This is a genomic window from Kushneria sp. Sum13 (assembly GCF_052692355.1).
Window position 1 is genome coordinate 1,445,763 of sequence record NZ_CP199847.1, and the last position, 15,730, is coordinate 1,461,492.

Genomic DNA, 15,730 nt, shown 5'->3' on the forward strand with positions numbered 1-15,730 from the left:
GTATGGGTCTGATGATCTTGTTTGGCGTATTCGCCATTGGTCTGGTGATTGGAGCGCCGGTGGCTTTTGCCGTGGGTCTGGCTGCCGTCACGACCTTTCTATACGAAGGCCTGCCGCTTTTTGTCGGCTTTCAGCGCATTCTTTCGGGTATTTCGGTCTTTTCGCTGCTGGCGATTCCGTTTTTCATTTTCGCCGGCGAGCTGATGCTCCACGGCGGTATCTCCGACCGGCTGGTACGACTGGCGTCAGCAGCAGTAGGGCGCGTGCGCGGCGGACTGGGGCTGGTCAACGTCAGCTCCTCGATGCTCTTTGGCGGCATTTCCGGCTCCGCCGTAGCCGACACCTCGGCGCTGGGCTCAATTCTGATTCCGGTGATGAAGGAGAAAGGCTACGACGCCGATTACGCCGTCAATGTCACGGTGACCTCCTCGATTGCCGGTGTGGTCATTCCGCCCAGCCACAACATGATTCTTTATGCCGTTGCTGCCGGCGGCGGTATTTCGGTGACTCAGCTGTTCATGGCCGGGGTCGTGCCGGGCATTCTGATGTGTGTGGCCCTTGCCGTGGCCGCCTATGTGGTAGCGGTTAAACGGGGCTACCCGGCCGAGACCTTCCCGGGCTGGCGCGCCCTGTTGATCAGCCTGGTGGCGGCACTGCCGGGATTGATGACGGCAATCATCATTGTCGGCGGGGTGCTCTCGGGCATTCTGACCGTCACCGAGTCAGGCGCGTTCGGCGCCATCTATGCCATTGTGGTAACGGCCCTGGTCTATCGCGAACTGCGCTGGGACAACTTCAAAAAGGCGGTCTATCAGTCGGTACGCACAACCTCGCTGGTCATGATCCTGGTGGGGTGTGCCTCGGCATTTTCCTATCTGCTGGCGCTGTATAGCGTGCCGGAGCTTTTGACCGATCTGCTGCTGAGCATCTCTGATAATCCACTTGTGATCCTTTTATTGCTCAACGTCACACTGCTGGCGCTGGGCATGATCATGGACATGGCGGCGCTGATCCTGATCTGTACGCCGATCTTTTTGCCGATCGCGACCCAGTTCGGTATGGATCCCATTCAGTTTGGCGTCGTCATGATGATCAATCTGGGTATAGGTCTTTGTACGCCACCGGTCGGGGCGTGCCTGTTCGTGGGCAGCGTGATCGGCAAGATCAAGATGGAACAGGCTGTGCGTACCATCTGGCCGTTTTATCTGGCGCTCTTTGTCGTGCTGATGCTGGTGACCTACGTCCCCATCGTCTCCATGTGGCTGCCCGGACTGATTGAATAGCGTTGTCTTTTATATACGCTCGAAAGGAGTGATTCATGCTTAATCGTCTTCTGGTGACCGGTGCCGCCGGCGGGTTGGGTCAGGCCCTTCGCCCATATCTGTCGCGTCTGGCCCGCCATGTACGCCTGTCCGATATTGTCGAGCTTGAGGCAGGCGACGATCACGAAGAGTTCGTGCGCTGCGAGCTTTCTGATGCCTCGGCCGTCAGTGGCCTGGTGCACGACTGTGATGGCGTTGTGCATCTGGGGGGCATTTCGGTTGAAAAGCCCTGGCAGGATATTCTTCAGGCCAATATCGTCGGTACCTATAATCTTTATGAGGCTGCCCGACATCACGGCCGGCCGCGAATCGTCTTTGCCAGCTCCAACCACACCATTGGCTATTATCCGCGCACGACGCATATCGATACCGACTCGCCACGCCGTCCCGATTCGCTCTATGGCGTCTCCAAGTGCTTTGGTGAAGATCTCGCCAGTCTTTACTATCACAAGTTCAACGTTGAAACCCTGAACGTGCGCATCGGCTCCTGTTTTCCGAAGCCGGCCGATACCCGAATGATGGCCACGTGGATGAGCGTGGAAGATTTCGTGGCCCTGCTGGAGCGGGCGTTTGTGGCGCCAAAGCTGGGATGCACCGTGATTTATGGTGTCTCGAACAACAGCGAGCGCTGGTGGGACAATCGCAAGTCCTCGTTTCTGGGCTGGGTGCCGAAAGACAGTTCCGAACCGTGGCGTGCGGAAACCGAAGCTGCTGCAGGAGAGCTCGACCCCGATGACCCCGCCGTGGTTTATCAGGGCGGCAAGTTTGCCAGCACTGGCCATCCCGACGATTGAACCAGCCATTCCGATGATTCAAATCGTACCCAGCAATGCGCTTTTTGAAAATTGTCGGTCTTTCATGACCATGGTTTTGGCGTCGTTAGCCTGCCCCCCGGGGCAGGCTTTTTTATTTGGTTCTCAAAGGGTTGGTGCGTTCATTTAGACTGGCCTGATGAATATGGCCAAAGTCCAATGTACCAAGGTCGCGTAGTTCCAAAAGTATGATGTATGACATTTTTGTAGCCCGCCTTAATTGATTGAAGTCACCTGAAGCCTCAGCACTGTGGTTTCAAAAATGCCATGCGTCATACGACACGACTTCATGAGGTGCCTGTAACGGCGTATCCAGCAAGGTTTTGATACCCGGCGAGATCATTCATCCATCAAGGGACTGCCATGGCGCAACATACCGAGACACCCACCATTGTGGCGATGCGGGTCATACCCGTTGCCGGACGCGACAGCATGCTGCTCAACGTGGGCGGTGCACACTCCCCGTTTTTTACGCGCAATATCCTGATTCTTGAAGACAGCGCCGGTCGTACTGGCGTCGGGGAGGCGCCCGGCGGCGAGACCATTCAGCGCTCCCTTGAACAGGCGCGTCAGGTGGTAGAAGGCCAGTCGCTGGGCAAATTGCGCTCGATGGTGTCGGCGCTGGCAGCCAGCGGCCAGCGGGCCGATTTCAACGATTTTGGCAAGGGGGCCTGGACCTTTGAACTGCGCGTCAATGCCGTCGCGGCGCTTGAAGCCGCACTGCTGGATTTGATGGGCCAGCACCTGGGTGTGCCGGTGGCCGAGCTGCTGGGCGAGGGCAAGCGACGAGACAGCGTCGAAGTGCTGGGTTATCTGTTCTTTATCGGTGACGGCGAGCAGACCCCGCTGGATTATCGCCAGTCGACACCCGGCCAGTCGCATGAGTGGTATCGCCAGCGCGACAGGGCCGCCATGACACCAGAGCGTGTCGTGGAGCTGGCGCAGGCTGCACAGGATCGTTACGGCTTTCGCGACTTCAAGCTCAAGGGCGGCGTGCTGCCCGGCGAGCGTGAAATCGAGGCGGTGACGGCGCTGTCGAAGGCCTTTCCGGAGGCACGGACAACGATCGACCCCAACGGCGCCTGGTCCCTGCAGGAGGCCATTACGCTATGCAAGGATCTTCACGGCGTGCTCGCCTATGCCGAAGATCCCTGTGGTGCTGAAGAAGGTTTTTCCGGCCGCGAGATTCTTGCCGAGTTTCGTCACGCCACCGGCCTGCCGGTGGCAACCAATATGGTGGCCACCAACTGGCGCGAAATGGCCCATGCCCTGATGCTGCGCAGCGTGGATATTCCGCTGGCTGACCCGCACTTCTGGACGCTTTCCGGCGCCGTACGTGTGTCGCAGCTCTGCGCCGACCACGGTATGACCTGGGGCTCCCACTCCAACAACCACTTCGATATTTCGCTGGCCATGTTTGCTCAGGTCGGCGCTGCGGCCGTGGGTTCGGTGACCGCGCTGGATACTCACTGGATCTGGCAGGAAGGTGACGCGCGCCTGACTCGTGAGTCCCCCCAGATCATTGACGGTCATGTCGCGGTCACCGATGCACCGGGTCTGGGCATCGAGATCGACATGGAGGCCATCGAGAAGGCGAATGCGCTTTATCGCAGCCTGCCGGCCGGGGCTCGAAATGACGCCATGGCCATGCAATACCTGATCGATGGCTGGACATTCGATCCCAAACGCCCGGCGCTGGTGCGTTGATCACCGTTTAAAAACAACGAGGGAAAGGGTCATGAAAAGGCTACTGAGTACACTGACGATTGCGGCCACGATGGTATTGGGCGCACCGGCCATGGCGGCAGATTACCCTGCAAAGAGCATCAGCATGGTGGTGTCTTTCTCGGCTGGCGGCGGTAACGATACTTTCGTTCGCGCCCTGCAGCCGCTGCTGGAAAAACAGCTGGGTCAGGATCTGGTCATTCGCAATATCGCCGGAGGTGGCGGGGCGGTCGGCACGTCTCGAGTGGCGGCTTCAAAGCCCGATGGCTACACCATGCTGGCGGCCAGTAACGCCATGCTCACCCTTGAAGCCATGGGCAATGTTGCCTTTACCCATGATGACTTTGACTTCATTGCCAAGGTCATTGAAGAGCCCTACGTGATTGCAGTGGGTGACAATAAAAAATACAAGGATCTGAAAAGTCTGATTGAGGCCTCAAAGCAGGGCAAACGCCTCAGGGTTGGTGTTTCGGGCGTAGGCTCTTCCGCGCACATTGCAGCTGTTGCCATGCAAAATCGTACCGGCGCGGATTTTAATATCATTCCCTATCCCGGCGGTTCCGAGACCATTTCCGCGGCCATGGGCAACCATGTGGACGCGGTAGTACTGGGTGGCTCCGAGCTGCGCTCGGCCCTGGAGTCCGGTCGGTTGACAGCGCTGGCGATGACCTACGCCGAGCGCAGCGACTCGCTGCCTGATGTGCCGACCTTTCAGGAAGAGGGCTATGATCTGACTCTGACGGTGTGGCGCGGTATTGCGGCACCCAAGGGGATTTCACAGGAGGTCGAGCAGCAGTGGGTCAAGGCCATCAAGCAGATCGTGGCCGATGGCTCCTATGAAAAAACGGCCGAAAATCTGGGGACGCAGCTGGCCCCGCTCTACGGTGATGAGCTCGACAGTTTCATTGACCAGTCAGCGGATATCATGCGTGAAGCCGCGGGTGATCTGGCCAAATAGGGCGCCGGGCACGCCGCTGCATGACGGCGGCGTGCCCGCTTGATCCAGTCCTCAACGGGTGATTGTTTCTTCAGTGAGGGAGCTTCAAATCATGCAACGTGATATCGGCAAGCCACTGTTCGATCTGCTGCTGGTGATCGCCTCGGCGGCCGCCTTTGCCGTGTCCACGACGCTGCCCAACATCGAGATCATTGGTGACCTGTCACCGGCGTTTTTCCCCAAACTGATCTCGGCACTGGTCTTTGTGTTTGCCGTGCCGTGTCTGATCAAGGATTTCCGCGAATGGCAGGCCGCTGATACCCGCATTGAACGCACGACCTCTTCTCGCGGCGTGGTGCAGTGGCTGCTGATCGTGGCACTGGCGCTGGGATATATCCTCATTTTTGAGCGGCTGGGTTATATCGTCAGCACGGCCATCTTCACCTTCTCCTGTGTGATGGGGTTACTGCTGGCCGGTGGGACATGGCGTGAGCTGACGGCGGCCCGACGTGCCAGAAGCCTGGCCAGCGCGGCCGTTTTTGCCATTGTTCTGTCCGTGGTCATCTTTTATGTGTTTACCGAGCTGTTCGAGATTCCACTGCCGGCCTGATGCGATCTCGCGGTACGTCATTTAGGAGAGTTTCATGATTTCCGGTTATCTCGATGGACTGGGCATGGTGCTGCAGTTTGGCACGTTGCTGGCGATTGCCGGCGGAACGCTTCTGGGCATCATCATGGGGGCGCTGCCGGGGCTGACGTCGGCCATGGCCGTGGCGCTGTTGCTGCCGGTCACCTTTGGCATGCCTCCGGTCATGGGTATCGGCATGATGCTGGGTGCGCTGTGTGGCGCCGGTGCCAGCGGTTCGATTCCGGCCATTTTGCTCAATATTCCGGGCACGCCCTCGTCGGTGGCGACCACCTTTGACGGTTTTCCCATGGCCCAGAAAGGGGAAGCCGGACGGGCACTTGGCCTGTCGATTGTGGCTTCCTTTCTGGGCGGCATTGCCAGCATGGTGATTCTGAGCCTGCTGGCGCCCCCCATCGCCGATTTTGCCCTGCGCTTTGGCGCGGCCGAATACTTTTCGCTGAGCGTATTTGGTCTGGTCATCATCGCCTCGGTGGCGGGCAAGTCGCTGCTCAAGGGGTTGATTGCCGGACTGCTCGGGTTTTTCGTCTCGATTATCGGAACCGATCCCATTACCGGCGTGGACCGCTTTACCTTTGGTGAGCTGTCGCTGTTGACCGGGGTCAACCTGTTGCCGGCACTGATCGGGCTGTTTGCTGTCTCCCAGGTGCTCAAGGATGCCTTTGAGTACGACCCGCTTCAGCGGCTGAAGGACAGCGGTCATCGCATCGATGTCGCGCGGCCACGGTTTATGGAAACCCTGAAACACTGGCGAGCACTGCTGGTCGGCATTCTATCCGGGTCGATTGTCGGACCTGTTCCCGGCGCCGGTGGCAGTATCGCCTCGCTGGTGGCCTACGACCAGGCGCGGCGTTTTTCCAGACATCCTGAAAAATTCGGTACGGGTCATGCACCGGGCATCGTCTCGGTGGAAAGTGCCAACAATGCGCTGCTCGGTGGCGCCCTGATTCCGACACTGGCGCTGGGGATCCCGGGGGAGGCCGCCACGGCCGTGCTGCTCGGAGGGCTGATGATTCAGGGAGTGACCCCGGGGCCGATGCTGTTTGATGATCAAAGCGGCATTGTCTATGGCATTTTTCTGGCCTATCTCGTGGCCAATATCTTCATGCTGCTGATCATGTGTCTGGGCATCAAGCTGTTCATCCGGGTGCTGATGGTACCGCGCAAGCAGTTGCTTTCGGCGATTCTGGTGCTCTGTTTTATCGGGGTCTACGGCGTCGATGGCGATGTGTTCAATCTCTATCTGATGCTGGGGTTCGGCATTCTGGGGTATTTCCTCAACCGCTATGGCTTTGGCACTGCGCCGGTCATTCTGGGTCTGATTCTGGGCCCGATTGCCGAATCCAATCTGCGTCGCGGTCTACAGGCTTTCGAGGGTGACTGGACACCATTTTTCACCCGGCCCATCAGCCTGACCTTTCTGGTTATTGCGGCAGGTCTGCTGGCGCTGACGCTATGGCAAAACTACCGCGCCAACCGCGTGCCGGTACAAGCTTCGCAGGAGGGGCCAGATGACTCGCGTCACCATTGATCATCTTCAGGAGGTGATCGAGCAGGCCCTGCTGCGTGCCGGACTGGCGTCGGAAGACGCGACAGCGTGTGCTCGAATCCATGCTGAAAGCACCCGTGATGGCGTCAATTCCCACGGCATTGATCGTATTCCAAGATTTGTGGATTATCTTGCGCGGGGCTGGGTTGATCCGCAGGGAGCGTTTGAGCAGGTACAAAGGCTGGGGGCGCTGGAAGTCTATGACGGCCACTTCGGGCTGGGCGTGCGTCATGCCATGCGGGCCACCGAGCGGGCCATTGCCTTGGCGCGAGAACATGGCATGGGGCTGGTGGCCGTGCGCAATACCACCCACTGGATGCGCGGTGGCACCTATGGCTGGCATGCCGTGGAGCAGGGCATGGCGGCCATCATGTGGACCAATACGGAGTCCTGCATGCCGGCCTGGGGGGCGAGCAGTCAGAGTATCGGCAACAATCCATTGGCCATGGCCGTGCCCGGAGGTCGTGCACCGTTGGTGCTGGATATGGCCATGTCACAGTTCTCCTACGGGCGGCTGGGGGTCTTGCAGGCGCAGGGCGCCTCGCTGCCGGTGGCGGGCGGGTTTGACGAGCACGGGCAGCTGACGTGTGATCCGGGCGCCATTCAGGCCACCCGCCGCATTTTGCCTGCCGGCTACTGGAAAGGTTCGGGGCTGTCCATTTTGCTGGATGCCATGGCAGTCCTCTTGTCACAGGGGCGGCCAACGCATGAGATTGATGCGGTCGAGCGGGGCAGTGGCACCGGCAGCTCTCAGGTCTTCATGGTGTTTGATCCCGAGCAGCTGGGGGGCATTGATGCCTGCCGGGCCATGGTGGATGACATGACCGCGCATCTATCACAGGCGATGCCGGATGAGTCGGGTCGGGCAGTACGCTGGCCCGGGGCCGCCACCTTTCATCGTCGTCACGATAACGCCGACATCGAGGTCAATGCCGAAATCTGGCAGGAAGTACAGCGCCTGGCCCATGGGGAGCCGCCGCGTTAAGACGCATCAGCGCCGCCCGACAGGGCGGCGCACAGGACAGCCTCACTGATTGTTGTTTTCGGCGACCTTTTGCGAGGCGGGGATCATGACCTCTGCCATGTCGGTGACGTAGGTATCCAGATCCTCACCAAACAGCGGTTTGACCTCGACACCGGTGCTCTCGGCAAAACGCTTGAACTCCGGCGCTTCAACGGCCTTTTTAACGGCTGCAACCCAGGCCTTTTCGACATCGTCACTGACGCCGGCAGGCGTGGCGATGCCGCGCCACTGGCTGACGGCCAGATCATAACCCTGCTCCTTCATGGTCTTCACGTCCGGCAGCAGGTCACTACGCTCGCTGCCGGTCGACAGCACTGCCTGCAGGCGGTCCCCGCGAATCTGGGAAAGCACCTCGGAAGGGTTGACCACAACGGCATCCACATGACTGCCCATCAAGGCCGAAATGGCCGGTGATCCACCATCGAAGGGGACTACCTGAACCGGGATGCCGAGCTGACTGCCCAGCATGGAGGCGACCACATAGGTAGAGGAACCCACCCCGGAGGTGCCCACCTGCAGTGGCTTGCCACTTTGTTTCAGATCGGCGACCAGCGCGCTGGCATCCTGCCACTGGTCATTTTTGTTACTGACCAGTAGATAGGGTTCTTCGGTAATGCGGGCCAGATAGTCAAAATCCTGATACTTGAAGTCGACGTTCCCAAGGCCTTCCAGCGTGAAATTCTGGTTATTGGCCAGCGTCAGGGTATAGCCATCGGGTTTGGCGGTGACCGTGCGGGTCAGTGCCAGTGCGCCGCCGCCGGCACCCATGTTGCGCACCACGATGGTACGACCAAGCGAGGACTCAAGCCCTGGCTGAAGCGCTCGCATCAGGGTGTCTGCGGCGCCGCCGGGGGAGGCCGGTATGATCATGTCGAGATTTTTGGTCGGGTAGTCGGCGGCCCATGCGGCGGCGGGCAGTGCAGTGGCCATGACCAGTACGGATAGTGTTTTTTTCATGTGTGATCGTTCCCTCTCGGGGTAAAGACATGACGACTGTCGGACAGTGTCGTCTTCACCCACGGCGGTTGTGGGATTGCCGGAACATCTTACGCAGGTTTTGTTAGCGCTATCATTTCGACCATCGTTGCAGGAACAGCTCCACGACAGGAAATGCGGCGCAGGTCAGACAATGCAATTGATGCGGCGGTATTATCCGGGCTGATCTCTTGCCTGTACCATGAGCCTTGCTGTATTGCCGATGTTTCGCTGGAGAATGACATGGGACGTTCCTTTGATTCCGGCCCTGACGGGTCTGCCCACCAGGGCCGGGATAACCCGCGCGCCACCGGCGCGGTGCGCCTGAGCGATGTGGCCGCGGCTGCCGGTGTGGCGGCCATGACCGTCTCGCGTGCCCTCAATCAGCCGGAGCTTGTCAGCGAGCGCACCCGTGAGCGGGTACAGCGGGCTGTTATCGAGACCGGCTATGTTCCCAATCGCGTGGCGGGCGCCCTGGCATCGAGTCGCAGCAAAATGGTGGCGGTACTGGTGCCGACCGTGGCGCATTCGCTGTTTGCCGACGTGGTGCAGTCGATTACCGATACGCTGGCCCTGGAGGGGTATCAGGTGCTGCTGGGTCTGACCGGCTATCAGACAACAGAGGAAGCCGCGGTGGTGGAAACCGTGCTGAGCCGGCGGCCGGATGCACTGGTGGTGGCCGGTACGCGCCACTCGGAGGCCACGCGAGCGCGTCTCAAGGCCGCACGTATTCCGGTGGTCGAGATCTGGGACATGAGTGATGACCCGCTCGACATGCTGATTGGCTTTTCTCATCGTGAGGTCGGGGCCGCGGTAGCAGGCTATCTGCTGGCCTGTGGCTATCAGCGCTTCGGGCAGGCCATGGCTGATGATCCGCGCTCGCATCAGCGCGCCGAAGGGTTCAATGCGCGCATTGAAGCCGAGCAGGCAGCCCGTCCTGACTCGGGCATTGCGGTCATGACCTGCTGGGCCGATACCCCGGCAACCCTCGTTGGCGGGCGAACCGCGACGGCTTCCCTGCTGGCAGACATGCCCGACTGTGAAGCGATCGTGTGTAGTTCGGACACGCTGGCCATGGGCGTCATTGCCGAGGCGCAGAGCCGCGCCATGGTGGTCCCTGAAACGCTGGCGGTGATGGGCTTTGGCGACATGAGCTTTGCCGCGGCCACCTGGCCTTCATTGAGCACGGTACGTATTGACGGGGCTGAAATCGGCCGCCTGACCGCCGAGCATCTTTTGAAGCGTTTTAACGTGGCCAATCCTGAGCCGGTAGGCGAAGTACTGGATGTGGGCTTTGAAATCATGGCACGTCAGACCACGCTGGCATCACGGTCGGCACCGCCTTCCTGACCTGATGGTTCGCCCACGGGTCAACGATGACCCGGGACATTAGACCTTGGTTTCGGTTGACAGGCGAGGTGATATAAAGCGCAATGATAGCGCTAACATCAACTGGCCGCAGCCTTGTTCAGGGTCGGTCCATGTGCCTTGGAGTCACCATGTCCTTTGATGCCATTTCCTCGATTACCTTCTCCCATGTCCTGTTACCGCTGGCCACGCCCATCAGTGATGCCAAGGTACTGACCGGTCGGCAAAAGCCGATGACCGAAGTTTCTTTTCTGTTTGCCGAGATCACCACGCGTGATGGCCATACCGGCATTGGCTTCAGCTATTCCAAGCGTGCCGGTGGCTATGCGCAGTATGCCCATGCCTGCGAAATTGCGCCGGCCATCATCGGCGAAGACCCCAGCGACATCGACAAGCTGTGGCAAAAGCTTGTCTGGGCCGGGGCATCGGTCGGGCGGGGCGGGGTCTCCACTCAGGCAATTGCCGCGATCGACATCGGGCTCTGGGATCTCAAGGCCAAACGAGCCGGCCTGCCGCTGGCCAAGCTGATCGGGGCGCATCGTGACTCGGTGCAGTGCTACAACACCTCCGGCGGCTTTTTGCATACGCCGATCGAGGAAGTGCTCAAAAATGCCACGCACTCGCTGGAAAGCGGCATTGCAGGCATCAAGATCAAGGTCGGTCAGCCCGACATGCGCATCGATCTGGAGCGGGTGGCCGCAGTGCGCGCTCACATCGGTGACAACGTGCCGCTCATGGTAGACGCCAACCAGCAGTGGGATCGCGCCAGCGCCCTGCGCTTTGGCCGCGCCATGGAAAAATACGAACTGGTCTGGATCGAAGAGCCGCTGGATGCTCACGACGCCGAAGGCCATGCCGCACTGGCGGCAGCGCTGGACACCCCGATCGCTACCGGTGAGATGCTCTCAAGCGTTGCCGAGCACGTCAGGCTCATCGAGCACCGCAGTGCCGATATCATTCAGCCCGACGCGCCGCGCATCGGCGGTATTACCCAGTTTTTGAAGCTGGCAACGCTGGCCTCTCAGGCCGGACTGCAGCTGGCGCCGCACTTTGCCATGGAAATCCACCTGCACCTGGCGGCGGCCTATCCCACCGAGCCCTGGGTCGAGCATTTCGACTGGCTGGCGCCGCTGTTCAATGAAGTTCTTGAAACCCGCAATGGTCGCATGATCGTGCCGGACCGCCCGGGCCTTGGCATTACCCTGACCGAGCAGGCGCGCAAGTGGACCATCGCCCATCAGACTTTCAGTGGCTGAGACCCGTAGTGTTTGAGACTTGCAGCGCTCGAAATCTGCAGGGCTTGAGGCCCGATTCGAGGGGCAGTCTATGCCCTTCGTATAATGGCTTTAAAAGTATGATGTATGACAAAGTAACGACAACGCTCCACCGCGCGGCGGGGCAGGCCAATCCAGAGGACCCATTATGACGTTTTCACGAGCTGACGTTACGCGTGCCGCAGGCGATGGCCTGCTTTCCTTCCCGGTCACGGACTTTGACAGCGCCGGTCAATTCGATGCCGAAAGCTATCGCAAGCGCATTGCATGGCTGCTCGAATACGAGATTTCCACGCTGTTTGTGGCCGGCGGCACGGGTGAGTTCTTTAACCTGGGCCTTGAAGAGTTCGGTGAAATCGTCCGGGTGGCCGTGGAAGAAACCGCCGGTCGCGTCCCTGTCATCGCCAGCGCCGGTCAGAGCATCACCATGGCCAAGGCGCACGCTGCCGCCGCCGAAGCCGCCGGTGCCGACGGTATCCTTTTGATGCCGCCTTATCTGACCGAGTGTTCACAGGAAGGCATCGTTGAATACGCTGCTGAAATCTGTAACGCCACCAGTCTCAATGTCATCTATTACAACCGTGCCAACGGCGCACTGGAAGCACAGGCCGTGAAAGCGCTGGCCGAGCGGTGCCCCAACCTGATCGGGCTCAAGGATGGTCGCGGTGATATTCAGTCACTCAATACCATCATCAAGACCGTGGGCGACCGCCTGATCTACATCGGTGGCGTACCGACGGCCGAAATATTTGCCGAAGCCTATCTGTCCATCGGCGTGAACACCTACTCCTCGGCAGTGTTCAATTTCGTGCCCGAGATGGCCGTGCATTTCTACAAGTCCCTGCGTGCCGGCGACCATGAAACCGTGGCGCGCCTGACCAGTGACTTTTTTATCCCCTTCATTGCCATGCGCGATACGTGTCGTGGCTATGCGGTCAGCCTCGTGAAGGCCGGTGCCGCTCAGGTGGGCTACCCGGCGGGCAACGTGCGTGCACCGCTGACAATGCCCAACGCAGAAGAAGTCGAGAAGCTCAAGGTGCTGATCGAGCGCGTTCGCTGATCATTCATAATCATGGGCTCGTACAGGTTGTGGCCTGTGCGGGCCGCCAGGGAGATCGATGACATGAAAAGATTACTGGGTGTACTGGGTGCCGCCACGATGCTGGCCAGCAGCATGAGCATGGCGGCTGACTATCCTTCCAAAAATATCGAATTCATTGTGCCCTGGTCGGCCGGTGGTGGCGCCGACAACGTGGTCCGCGCGCTGCAGCCGTCGCTTGAAAAGGCCCTGGGCGCCACGATCGTGGTGCGCAACCTGTCCGGTGGCGGCGGTGCGGTAGGCTTTTCACGGGCCGTGGCCTCCAAACCGGATGGCTATACCGTCACCATTCCGACCAATGCGACCTTTACGCTGGAAGGCCTGGGCAATGTGGCCTTCAAAAAGGACGATTTTGACTACATCGCTCGCGTACTGGTCGAGCCCTATGTGCTGGCCGTACGCAAAAACGATGCCTGGCAGGATCTGGACAGTATGAGCAGTGACCTCAAGTCCAGCGGCGAGCCGCTGCGCATTGGTGCTTCCGGGGTGGGGTCTTCCACACACATCGTCTCGCTGATGCTGGGCGAAGCGCTGGGACTCAATATCGAAGTCATTCCGTTTGATAGCGGCTCTGCAGCGGTCTCCGCGGCGATGGGTGGCCATATCGATGGCGTGGTCCTCAATCCTTCGGAAGTGATTTCGGCCATCAATGGTGATCGTCTGACTTCCATTGTGACCACTGGCGAAGAGCGCAGTAGCGCACTGCCGGACACGCCGACCATGGAAGAGTCCGGCCATGACTTCGAGCTTTCCCAGTGGCGAGGTATTGCCGCTCCGAAAGGGCTTGATCCGGCTATCGAGGCAAAGTGGGTCGAGGCCGTCAAGCAGGCCGTTGAAGATCCGCAGTTCCAGAAAGCCGCAAAAAGCATGGGCTCGGACATCAGCCCCCTGTATGGCGATGAGCTGGACCAATTCGTCGAAAGAACCTCCAAGCCCTTGATTGAAGAAGCCAAAGCGATCCGCCAGTAAAGCGGGAGGCATTTAAGATGGTCAAGACACGCAGTGATGCACTGTTTCATCTGGTGCTTCTGGCATTGGCGGGCTGGTTTTTGCAGCAGGCCTGGCATTTGCCGGCCAATGCCGCGGGGGGGAGTCTCTCCCCCGCATTTTTCCCTCGGGCCATTTCGTCAGCCATTGCCATTTTGCTGTTGATTTCGATGGTGCGGGGTCTGATGGCAGGGACATTGCTGGCACGTGAGTCCAGTGATGATGCCACCACCCCTCGGTGGGTGCCGATAGTGGGCTGGTGTGGCGTAGCGCTTTTGCTGGTGCTTTATGCCTCTCTGCTTGAGCCGCTGGGCTATGTGATCTCCACGGCGCTGTTTCTCTTTATATGCGTGGCCATGGTCAGCGTGTTGTCACGTCAGCCCGGCGAGAACATCGCCATTGGACGTGTGCTCATGCTGGCGCTGTTTTCTGCAGTGGTATCGGTCGCCATCTTCTTAATCTTCTCGGTGGGGTTCGAAATTGTGCTGCCCACCATCGGCGTGATGGGGGTATGACATGGGAGATTATGTAGAGGCACTCGGACTGGTCTTTCAGTGGCATGTGCTGCTGGTCATCGGTGGCGGTACGCTGCTGGGGCTGATCATGGGCGCGCTGCCGGGGCTTACGGCCGCCATGGCCATTGCGCTGCTATTGCCACTGACATTTGGCATGCCGCCGGTCATGGGCATGGGCATGCTGCTGGGTACCCTGTGCGGGGCCATCGCCGGTGGTTCGGTGTCGGCAACGCTTTTGAACATTCCCGGTACCCCCTCATCGGTGGCCACGACGCTGGATGCCTTCCCCATGGCGCGCCGGGGTGAGGCAGGCCGGGCGCTGGGCATCTGTATCGTGTCCTCGTTCATCGGCGGTATTTTCAGTGCCGTGGTACTGAGCCTTCTGGCCCCGCCCATTGCCGATTTTGCGCTGCGTTTCGGTCCTGCCGAATATTTTGCGCTGAGCGTCTTCGGGCTGGTCATTATTGCGTCCGTGTCCAGCAAGTCCCTGATCAAGGGCCTGGTGGCCGGTCTGATCGGGCTGCTGATTGCCACGATCGGGACCGATCCGGTGGCCGGTGTCCAGCGCTATACCTTTCATAACCTGTCACTGCTGACCGGCGTCAATCTGCTGCCGGCGCTGATCGGTCTGTTTGCTGTCTCCCAAGTGCTCAAGGACGTGGTCGATTACTTCGGTCCCGAACGCGCCGAGCACAGCAAGAAGGAGATGGATCACGCCTCACCGCGCTGGCTGGAAACCCTCAGCTACTGGAAGGTGCTGGTCTCAAGCTCGGTGATCGGCACGATCGTTGGTGCCATCCCGGGCGCTGGCGGCAGCATCGGCTCGTTTCTTTCCTATGATCAGGCCAAAAAGATGTCCAAAACGCCGGAAAAATTCGGCACCGGACATCCTGAAGGGATCATTGCTTCCGAATCTTCCAACAATGCGCTGGTGGGCGGGGCGCTGATTCCGATGCTGACGCTGGGTATCCCCGGTGAGGCCGCCACGGCCGTACTGATGGGCGGTCTGATGATTCAGGGCATTAGCCCCGGGCCGACGCTTTTCACCGATAACGGCTCGATCATCTATGGCATCTTCATTGCCTTCTTTGTCGCCAACATCTTCATGCTGCTGATCCAGTGGTTCGGCATTCAGATCTTTGTCAAGGTGCTGCAGGTGCCGCGCAAGCTGCTGATGGCACTGATCCTGATGTTTTGCGTGATCGGGGTGTATGCCGTCGATGCCGACATTTTCAATGTCTATCTGATGCTGGGTTTCGGGGTGCTGGGCTACTTCCTCAACCGTTATGACTTCGGTACTGCACCGGTCATTCTGGGCCTGATTCTGGGGCCGATCGCCGAGTCCAACATTCGTCGGGCGCTGCTGCTGTCCAGTGGTGACTGGAGCGTGCTGGTCACGCGCCCGATCAGTCTGGTGTTTTTGCTCGTCTCTGCGGCCTTTTTGTTTTTCACCTTATGGCAGAACCGTCGCCAAACGACGCCCCATTCATAGGAGAA

Annotated in this window: 15 protein-coding genes; 13 read left to right on the forward strand and 2 right to left on the reverse strand. The window is 59.6% G+C overall.

Going from position 1 to position 15,730, the window contains the following annotated elements:
* The first annotated feature begins 2 nt into the window (after window positions 1-2).
* The 7 genes from ACUN8C_RS06785 to yiaK all read left to right on the forward strand — a co-directional run bounded on the left by ACUN8C_RS06785 (window position 3) and on the right by yiaK (window position 7,976).
* Complete coding sequence (locus ACUN8C_RS06785; RefSeq protein ID WP_445621478.1) at window positions 3-1,283, forward strand: TRAP transporter large permease; 1,281 nt, start codon at window positions 3-5, stop codon at window positions 1,281-1,283.
* Window positions 1,284-1,318: 35 nt separating this feature from the next.
* On the forward strand, window positions 1,319-2,116 hold the full coding sequence (locus tag ACUN8C_RS06790) for an NAD-dependent epimerase/dehydratase family protein (protein ID WP_445621479.1): 798 nt from the start codon (window positions 1,319-1,321) through the stop codon (window positions 2,114-2,116).
* A 381-nt stretch (window positions 2,117-2,497) separates the two neighbouring features.
* Window positions 2,498-3,841, forward strand: a complete 1,344-nt coding sequence (locus ACUN8C_RS06795; RefSeq protein ID WP_445621480.1) for an enolase C-terminal domain-like protein — start codon at window positions 2,498-2,500, stop codon at window positions 3,839-3,841.
* Window positions 3,842-3,872: 31 nt separating this feature from the next.
* Window positions 3,873-4,817 carry a Bug family tripartite tricarboxylate transporter substrate binding protein gene (locus ACUN8C_RS06800; protein WP_445621481.1) on the forward strand — a complete coding sequence of 315 codons (945 nt, stop codon included), beginning with the start codon at window positions 3,873-3,875 and terminating at the stop codon, window positions 4,815-4,817.
* A 91-nt stretch (window positions 4,818-4,908) separates the two neighbouring features.
* Window positions 4,909-5,406 (forward strand): tripartite tricarboxylate transporter TctB family protein, encoded by a 498-nt coding sequence (locus ACUN8C_RS06805; RefSeq protein WP_445621482.1) that lies wholly within the window; start codon window positions 4,909-4,911, stop codon window positions 5,404-5,406.
* 34 nt (window positions 5,407-5,440) lie between these two features.
* Window positions 5,441-6,973 (forward strand): tripartite tricarboxylate transporter permease, encoded by a 1,533-nt coding sequence (locus ACUN8C_RS06810; protein WP_445621483.1) that lies wholly within the window; start codon window positions 5,441-5,443, stop codon window positions 6,971-6,973.
* Window positions 6,954-7,976, forward strand: coding sequence for a 3-dehydro-L-gulonate 2-dehydrogenase (gene yiaK / locus ACUN8C_RS06815; RefSeq protein ID WP_445621484.1), 1,023 nt, complete (start codon window positions 6,954-6,956; stop codon window positions 7,974-7,976). Before ACUN8C_RS06810 ends, yiaK begins: the two co-directional genes overlap by 20 nt.
* Window positions 7,977-8,018: 42 nt before the next feature.
* Here yiaK and ACUN8C_RS06820 read toward each other — a convergent pair whose 3' ends face one another.
* Together ACUN8C_RS06820 and ACUN8C_RS06825 are read right to left on the reverse strand one after the other, a co-directional pair.
* Window positions 8,019-8,972: a tripartite tricarboxylate transporter substrate binding protein gene (locus tag ACUN8C_RS06820; RefSeq protein ID WP_445621485.1), complete on the reverse strand. Its 954-nt coding sequence runs from the start codon at window positions 8,970-8,972 to the stop codon at window positions 8,019-8,021.
* A gap of 89 nt (window positions 8,973-9,061) precedes the next feature.
* Window positions 9,062-9,235 carry a hypothetical protein gene (locus ACUN8C_RS06825; protein WP_445621486.1) on the reverse strand — a complete coding sequence of 58 codons (174 nt, stop codon included), beginning with the start codon at window positions 9,233-9,235 and terminating at the stop codon, window positions 9,062-9,064.
* On the opposite strand from ACUN8C_RS06825, the gene ACUN8C_RS06830 reads away from it, so the two are divergent.
* The 6 genes from ACUN8C_RS06830 to ACUN8C_RS06855 all read left to right on the forward strand — a co-directional run bounded on the left by ACUN8C_RS06830 (window position 9,234) and on the right by ACUN8C_RS06855 (window position 15,725).
* Window positions 9,234-10,340 carry a LacI family DNA-binding transcriptional regulator gene (locus tag ACUN8C_RS06830; protein WP_445621487.1) on the forward strand — a complete coding sequence of 369 codons (1,107 nt, stop codon included), beginning with the start codon at window positions 9,234-9,236 and terminating at the stop codon, window positions 10,338-10,340. The two genes, ACUN8C_RS06825 and ACUN8C_RS06830, sit on opposite strands and share 2 nt — an antisense overlap.
* A 149-nt stretch (window positions 10,341-10,489) precedes the next feature.
* The gene (locus tag ACUN8C_RS06835) at window positions 10,490-11,614 is read left to right on the forward strand and encodes an L-talarate/galactarate dehydratase (RefSeq protein WP_445621488.1); all 1,125 of its coding nucleotides are present in this window, start codon (window positions 10,490-10,492) and stop codon (window positions 11,612-11,614) included.
* Between the two features lie 166 nt (window positions 11,615-11,780).
* Complete coding sequence (gene kdgD / locus ACUN8C_RS06840) at window positions 11,781-12,692, forward strand: 5-dehydro-4-deoxyglucarate dehydratase (RefSeq protein ID WP_445621489.1); 912 nt, start codon at window positions 11,781-11,783, stop codon at window positions 12,690-12,692.
* A gap of 63 nt (window positions 12,693-12,755) precedes the next feature.
* Window positions 12,756-13,700, forward strand: coding sequence for a tripartite tricarboxylate transporter substrate binding protein (locus ACUN8C_RS06845; RefSeq protein WP_445621490.1), 945 nt, complete (start codon window positions 12,756-12,758; stop codon window positions 13,698-13,700).
* A 17-nt stretch (window positions 13,701-13,717) separates the two neighbouring features.
* Entirely contained in the window at window positions 13,718-14,233 is a 516-nt protein-coding gene (locus ACUN8C_RS06850) for a tripartite tricarboxylate transporter TctB family protein (RefSeq protein ID WP_445621491.1), read from the forward strand.
* Window position 14,234: 1 nt separating this feature from the next.
* Window positions 14,235-15,725 carry a tripartite tricarboxylate transporter permease gene (locus ACUN8C_RS06855; RefSeq protein WP_445621492.1) on the forward strand — a complete coding sequence of 497 codons (1,491 nt, stop codon included), beginning with the start codon at window positions 14,235-14,237 and terminating at the stop codon, window positions 15,723-15,725.
* Window positions 15,726-15,730: the final 5 nt, after the last annotated feature.

What these genes read in the sequence shown, in the direction of transcription:
- ACUN8C_RS06785 (WP_445621478.1), top strand. Translation starts at nt 3, where the DNA reads ATGGGTCTGATGATCTTGTTTGGCGTATTCGCCATTGGTCTGGTGATT.
- ACUN8C_RS06790 (WP_445621479.1), top strand. Translation starts at nt 1,319, where the DNA reads ATGCTTAATCGTCTTCTGGTGACCGGTGCCGCCGGCGGGTTGGGTCAG.
- ACUN8C_RS06795 (WP_445621480.1), top strand. Translation starts at nt 2,498, where the DNA reads ATGGCGCAACATACCGAGACACCCACCATTGTGGCGATGCGGGTCATA.
- ACUN8C_RS06800 (WP_445621481.1), top strand. Translation starts at nt 3,873, where the DNA reads ATGAAAAGGCTACTGAGTACACTGACGATTGCGGCCACGATGGTATTG.
- ACUN8C_RS06805 (WP_445621482.1), top strand. Translation starts at nt 4,909, where the DNA reads ATGCAACGTGATATCGGCAAGCCACTGTTCGATCTGCTGCTGGTGATC.
- ACUN8C_RS06810 (WP_445621483.1), top strand. Translation starts at nt 5,441, where the DNA reads ATGATTTCCGGTTATCTCGATGGACTGGGCATGGTGCTGCAGTTTGGC.
- yiaK (WP_445621484.1), top strand. Translation starts at nt 6,954, where the DNA reads ATGACTCGCGTCACCATTGATCATCTTCAGGAGGTGATCGAGCAGGCC.
- ACUN8C_RS06820 (WP_445621485.1), bottom strand. Translation starts at nt 8,972, where the DNA reads ATGAAAAAAACACTATCCGTACTGGTCATGGCCACTGCACTGCCCGCC.
- ACUN8C_RS06830 (WP_445621487.1), top strand. Translation starts at nt 9,234, where the DNA reads ATGGGACGTTCCTTTGATTCCGGCCCTGACGGGTCTGCCCACCAGGGC.
- ACUN8C_RS06825 (WP_445621486.1), bottom strand. Translation starts at nt 9,235, where the DNA reads ATGTCATTCTCCAGCGAAACATCGGCAATACAGCAAGGCTCATGGTAC.
- ACUN8C_RS06835 (WP_445621488.1), top strand. Translation starts at nt 10,490, where the DNA reads ATGTCCTTTGATGCCATTTCCTCGATTACCTTCTCCCATGTCCTGTTA.
- kdgD (WP_445621489.1), top strand. Translation starts at nt 11,781, where the DNA reads ATGACGTTTTCACGAGCTGACGTTACGCGTGCCGCAGGCGATGGCCTG.
- ACUN8C_RS06845 (WP_445621490.1), top strand. Translation starts at nt 12,756, where the DNA reads ATGAAAAGATTACTGGGTGTACTGGGTGCCGCCACGATGCTGGCCAGC.
- ACUN8C_RS06850 (WP_445621491.1), top strand. Translation starts at nt 13,718, where the DNA reads ATGGTCAAGACACGCAGTGATGCACTGTTTCATCTGGTGCTTCTGGCA.
- ACUN8C_RS06855 (WP_445621492.1), top strand. Translation starts at nt 14,235, where the DNA reads ATGGGAGATTATGTAGAGGCACTCGGACTGGTCTTTCAGTGGCATGTG.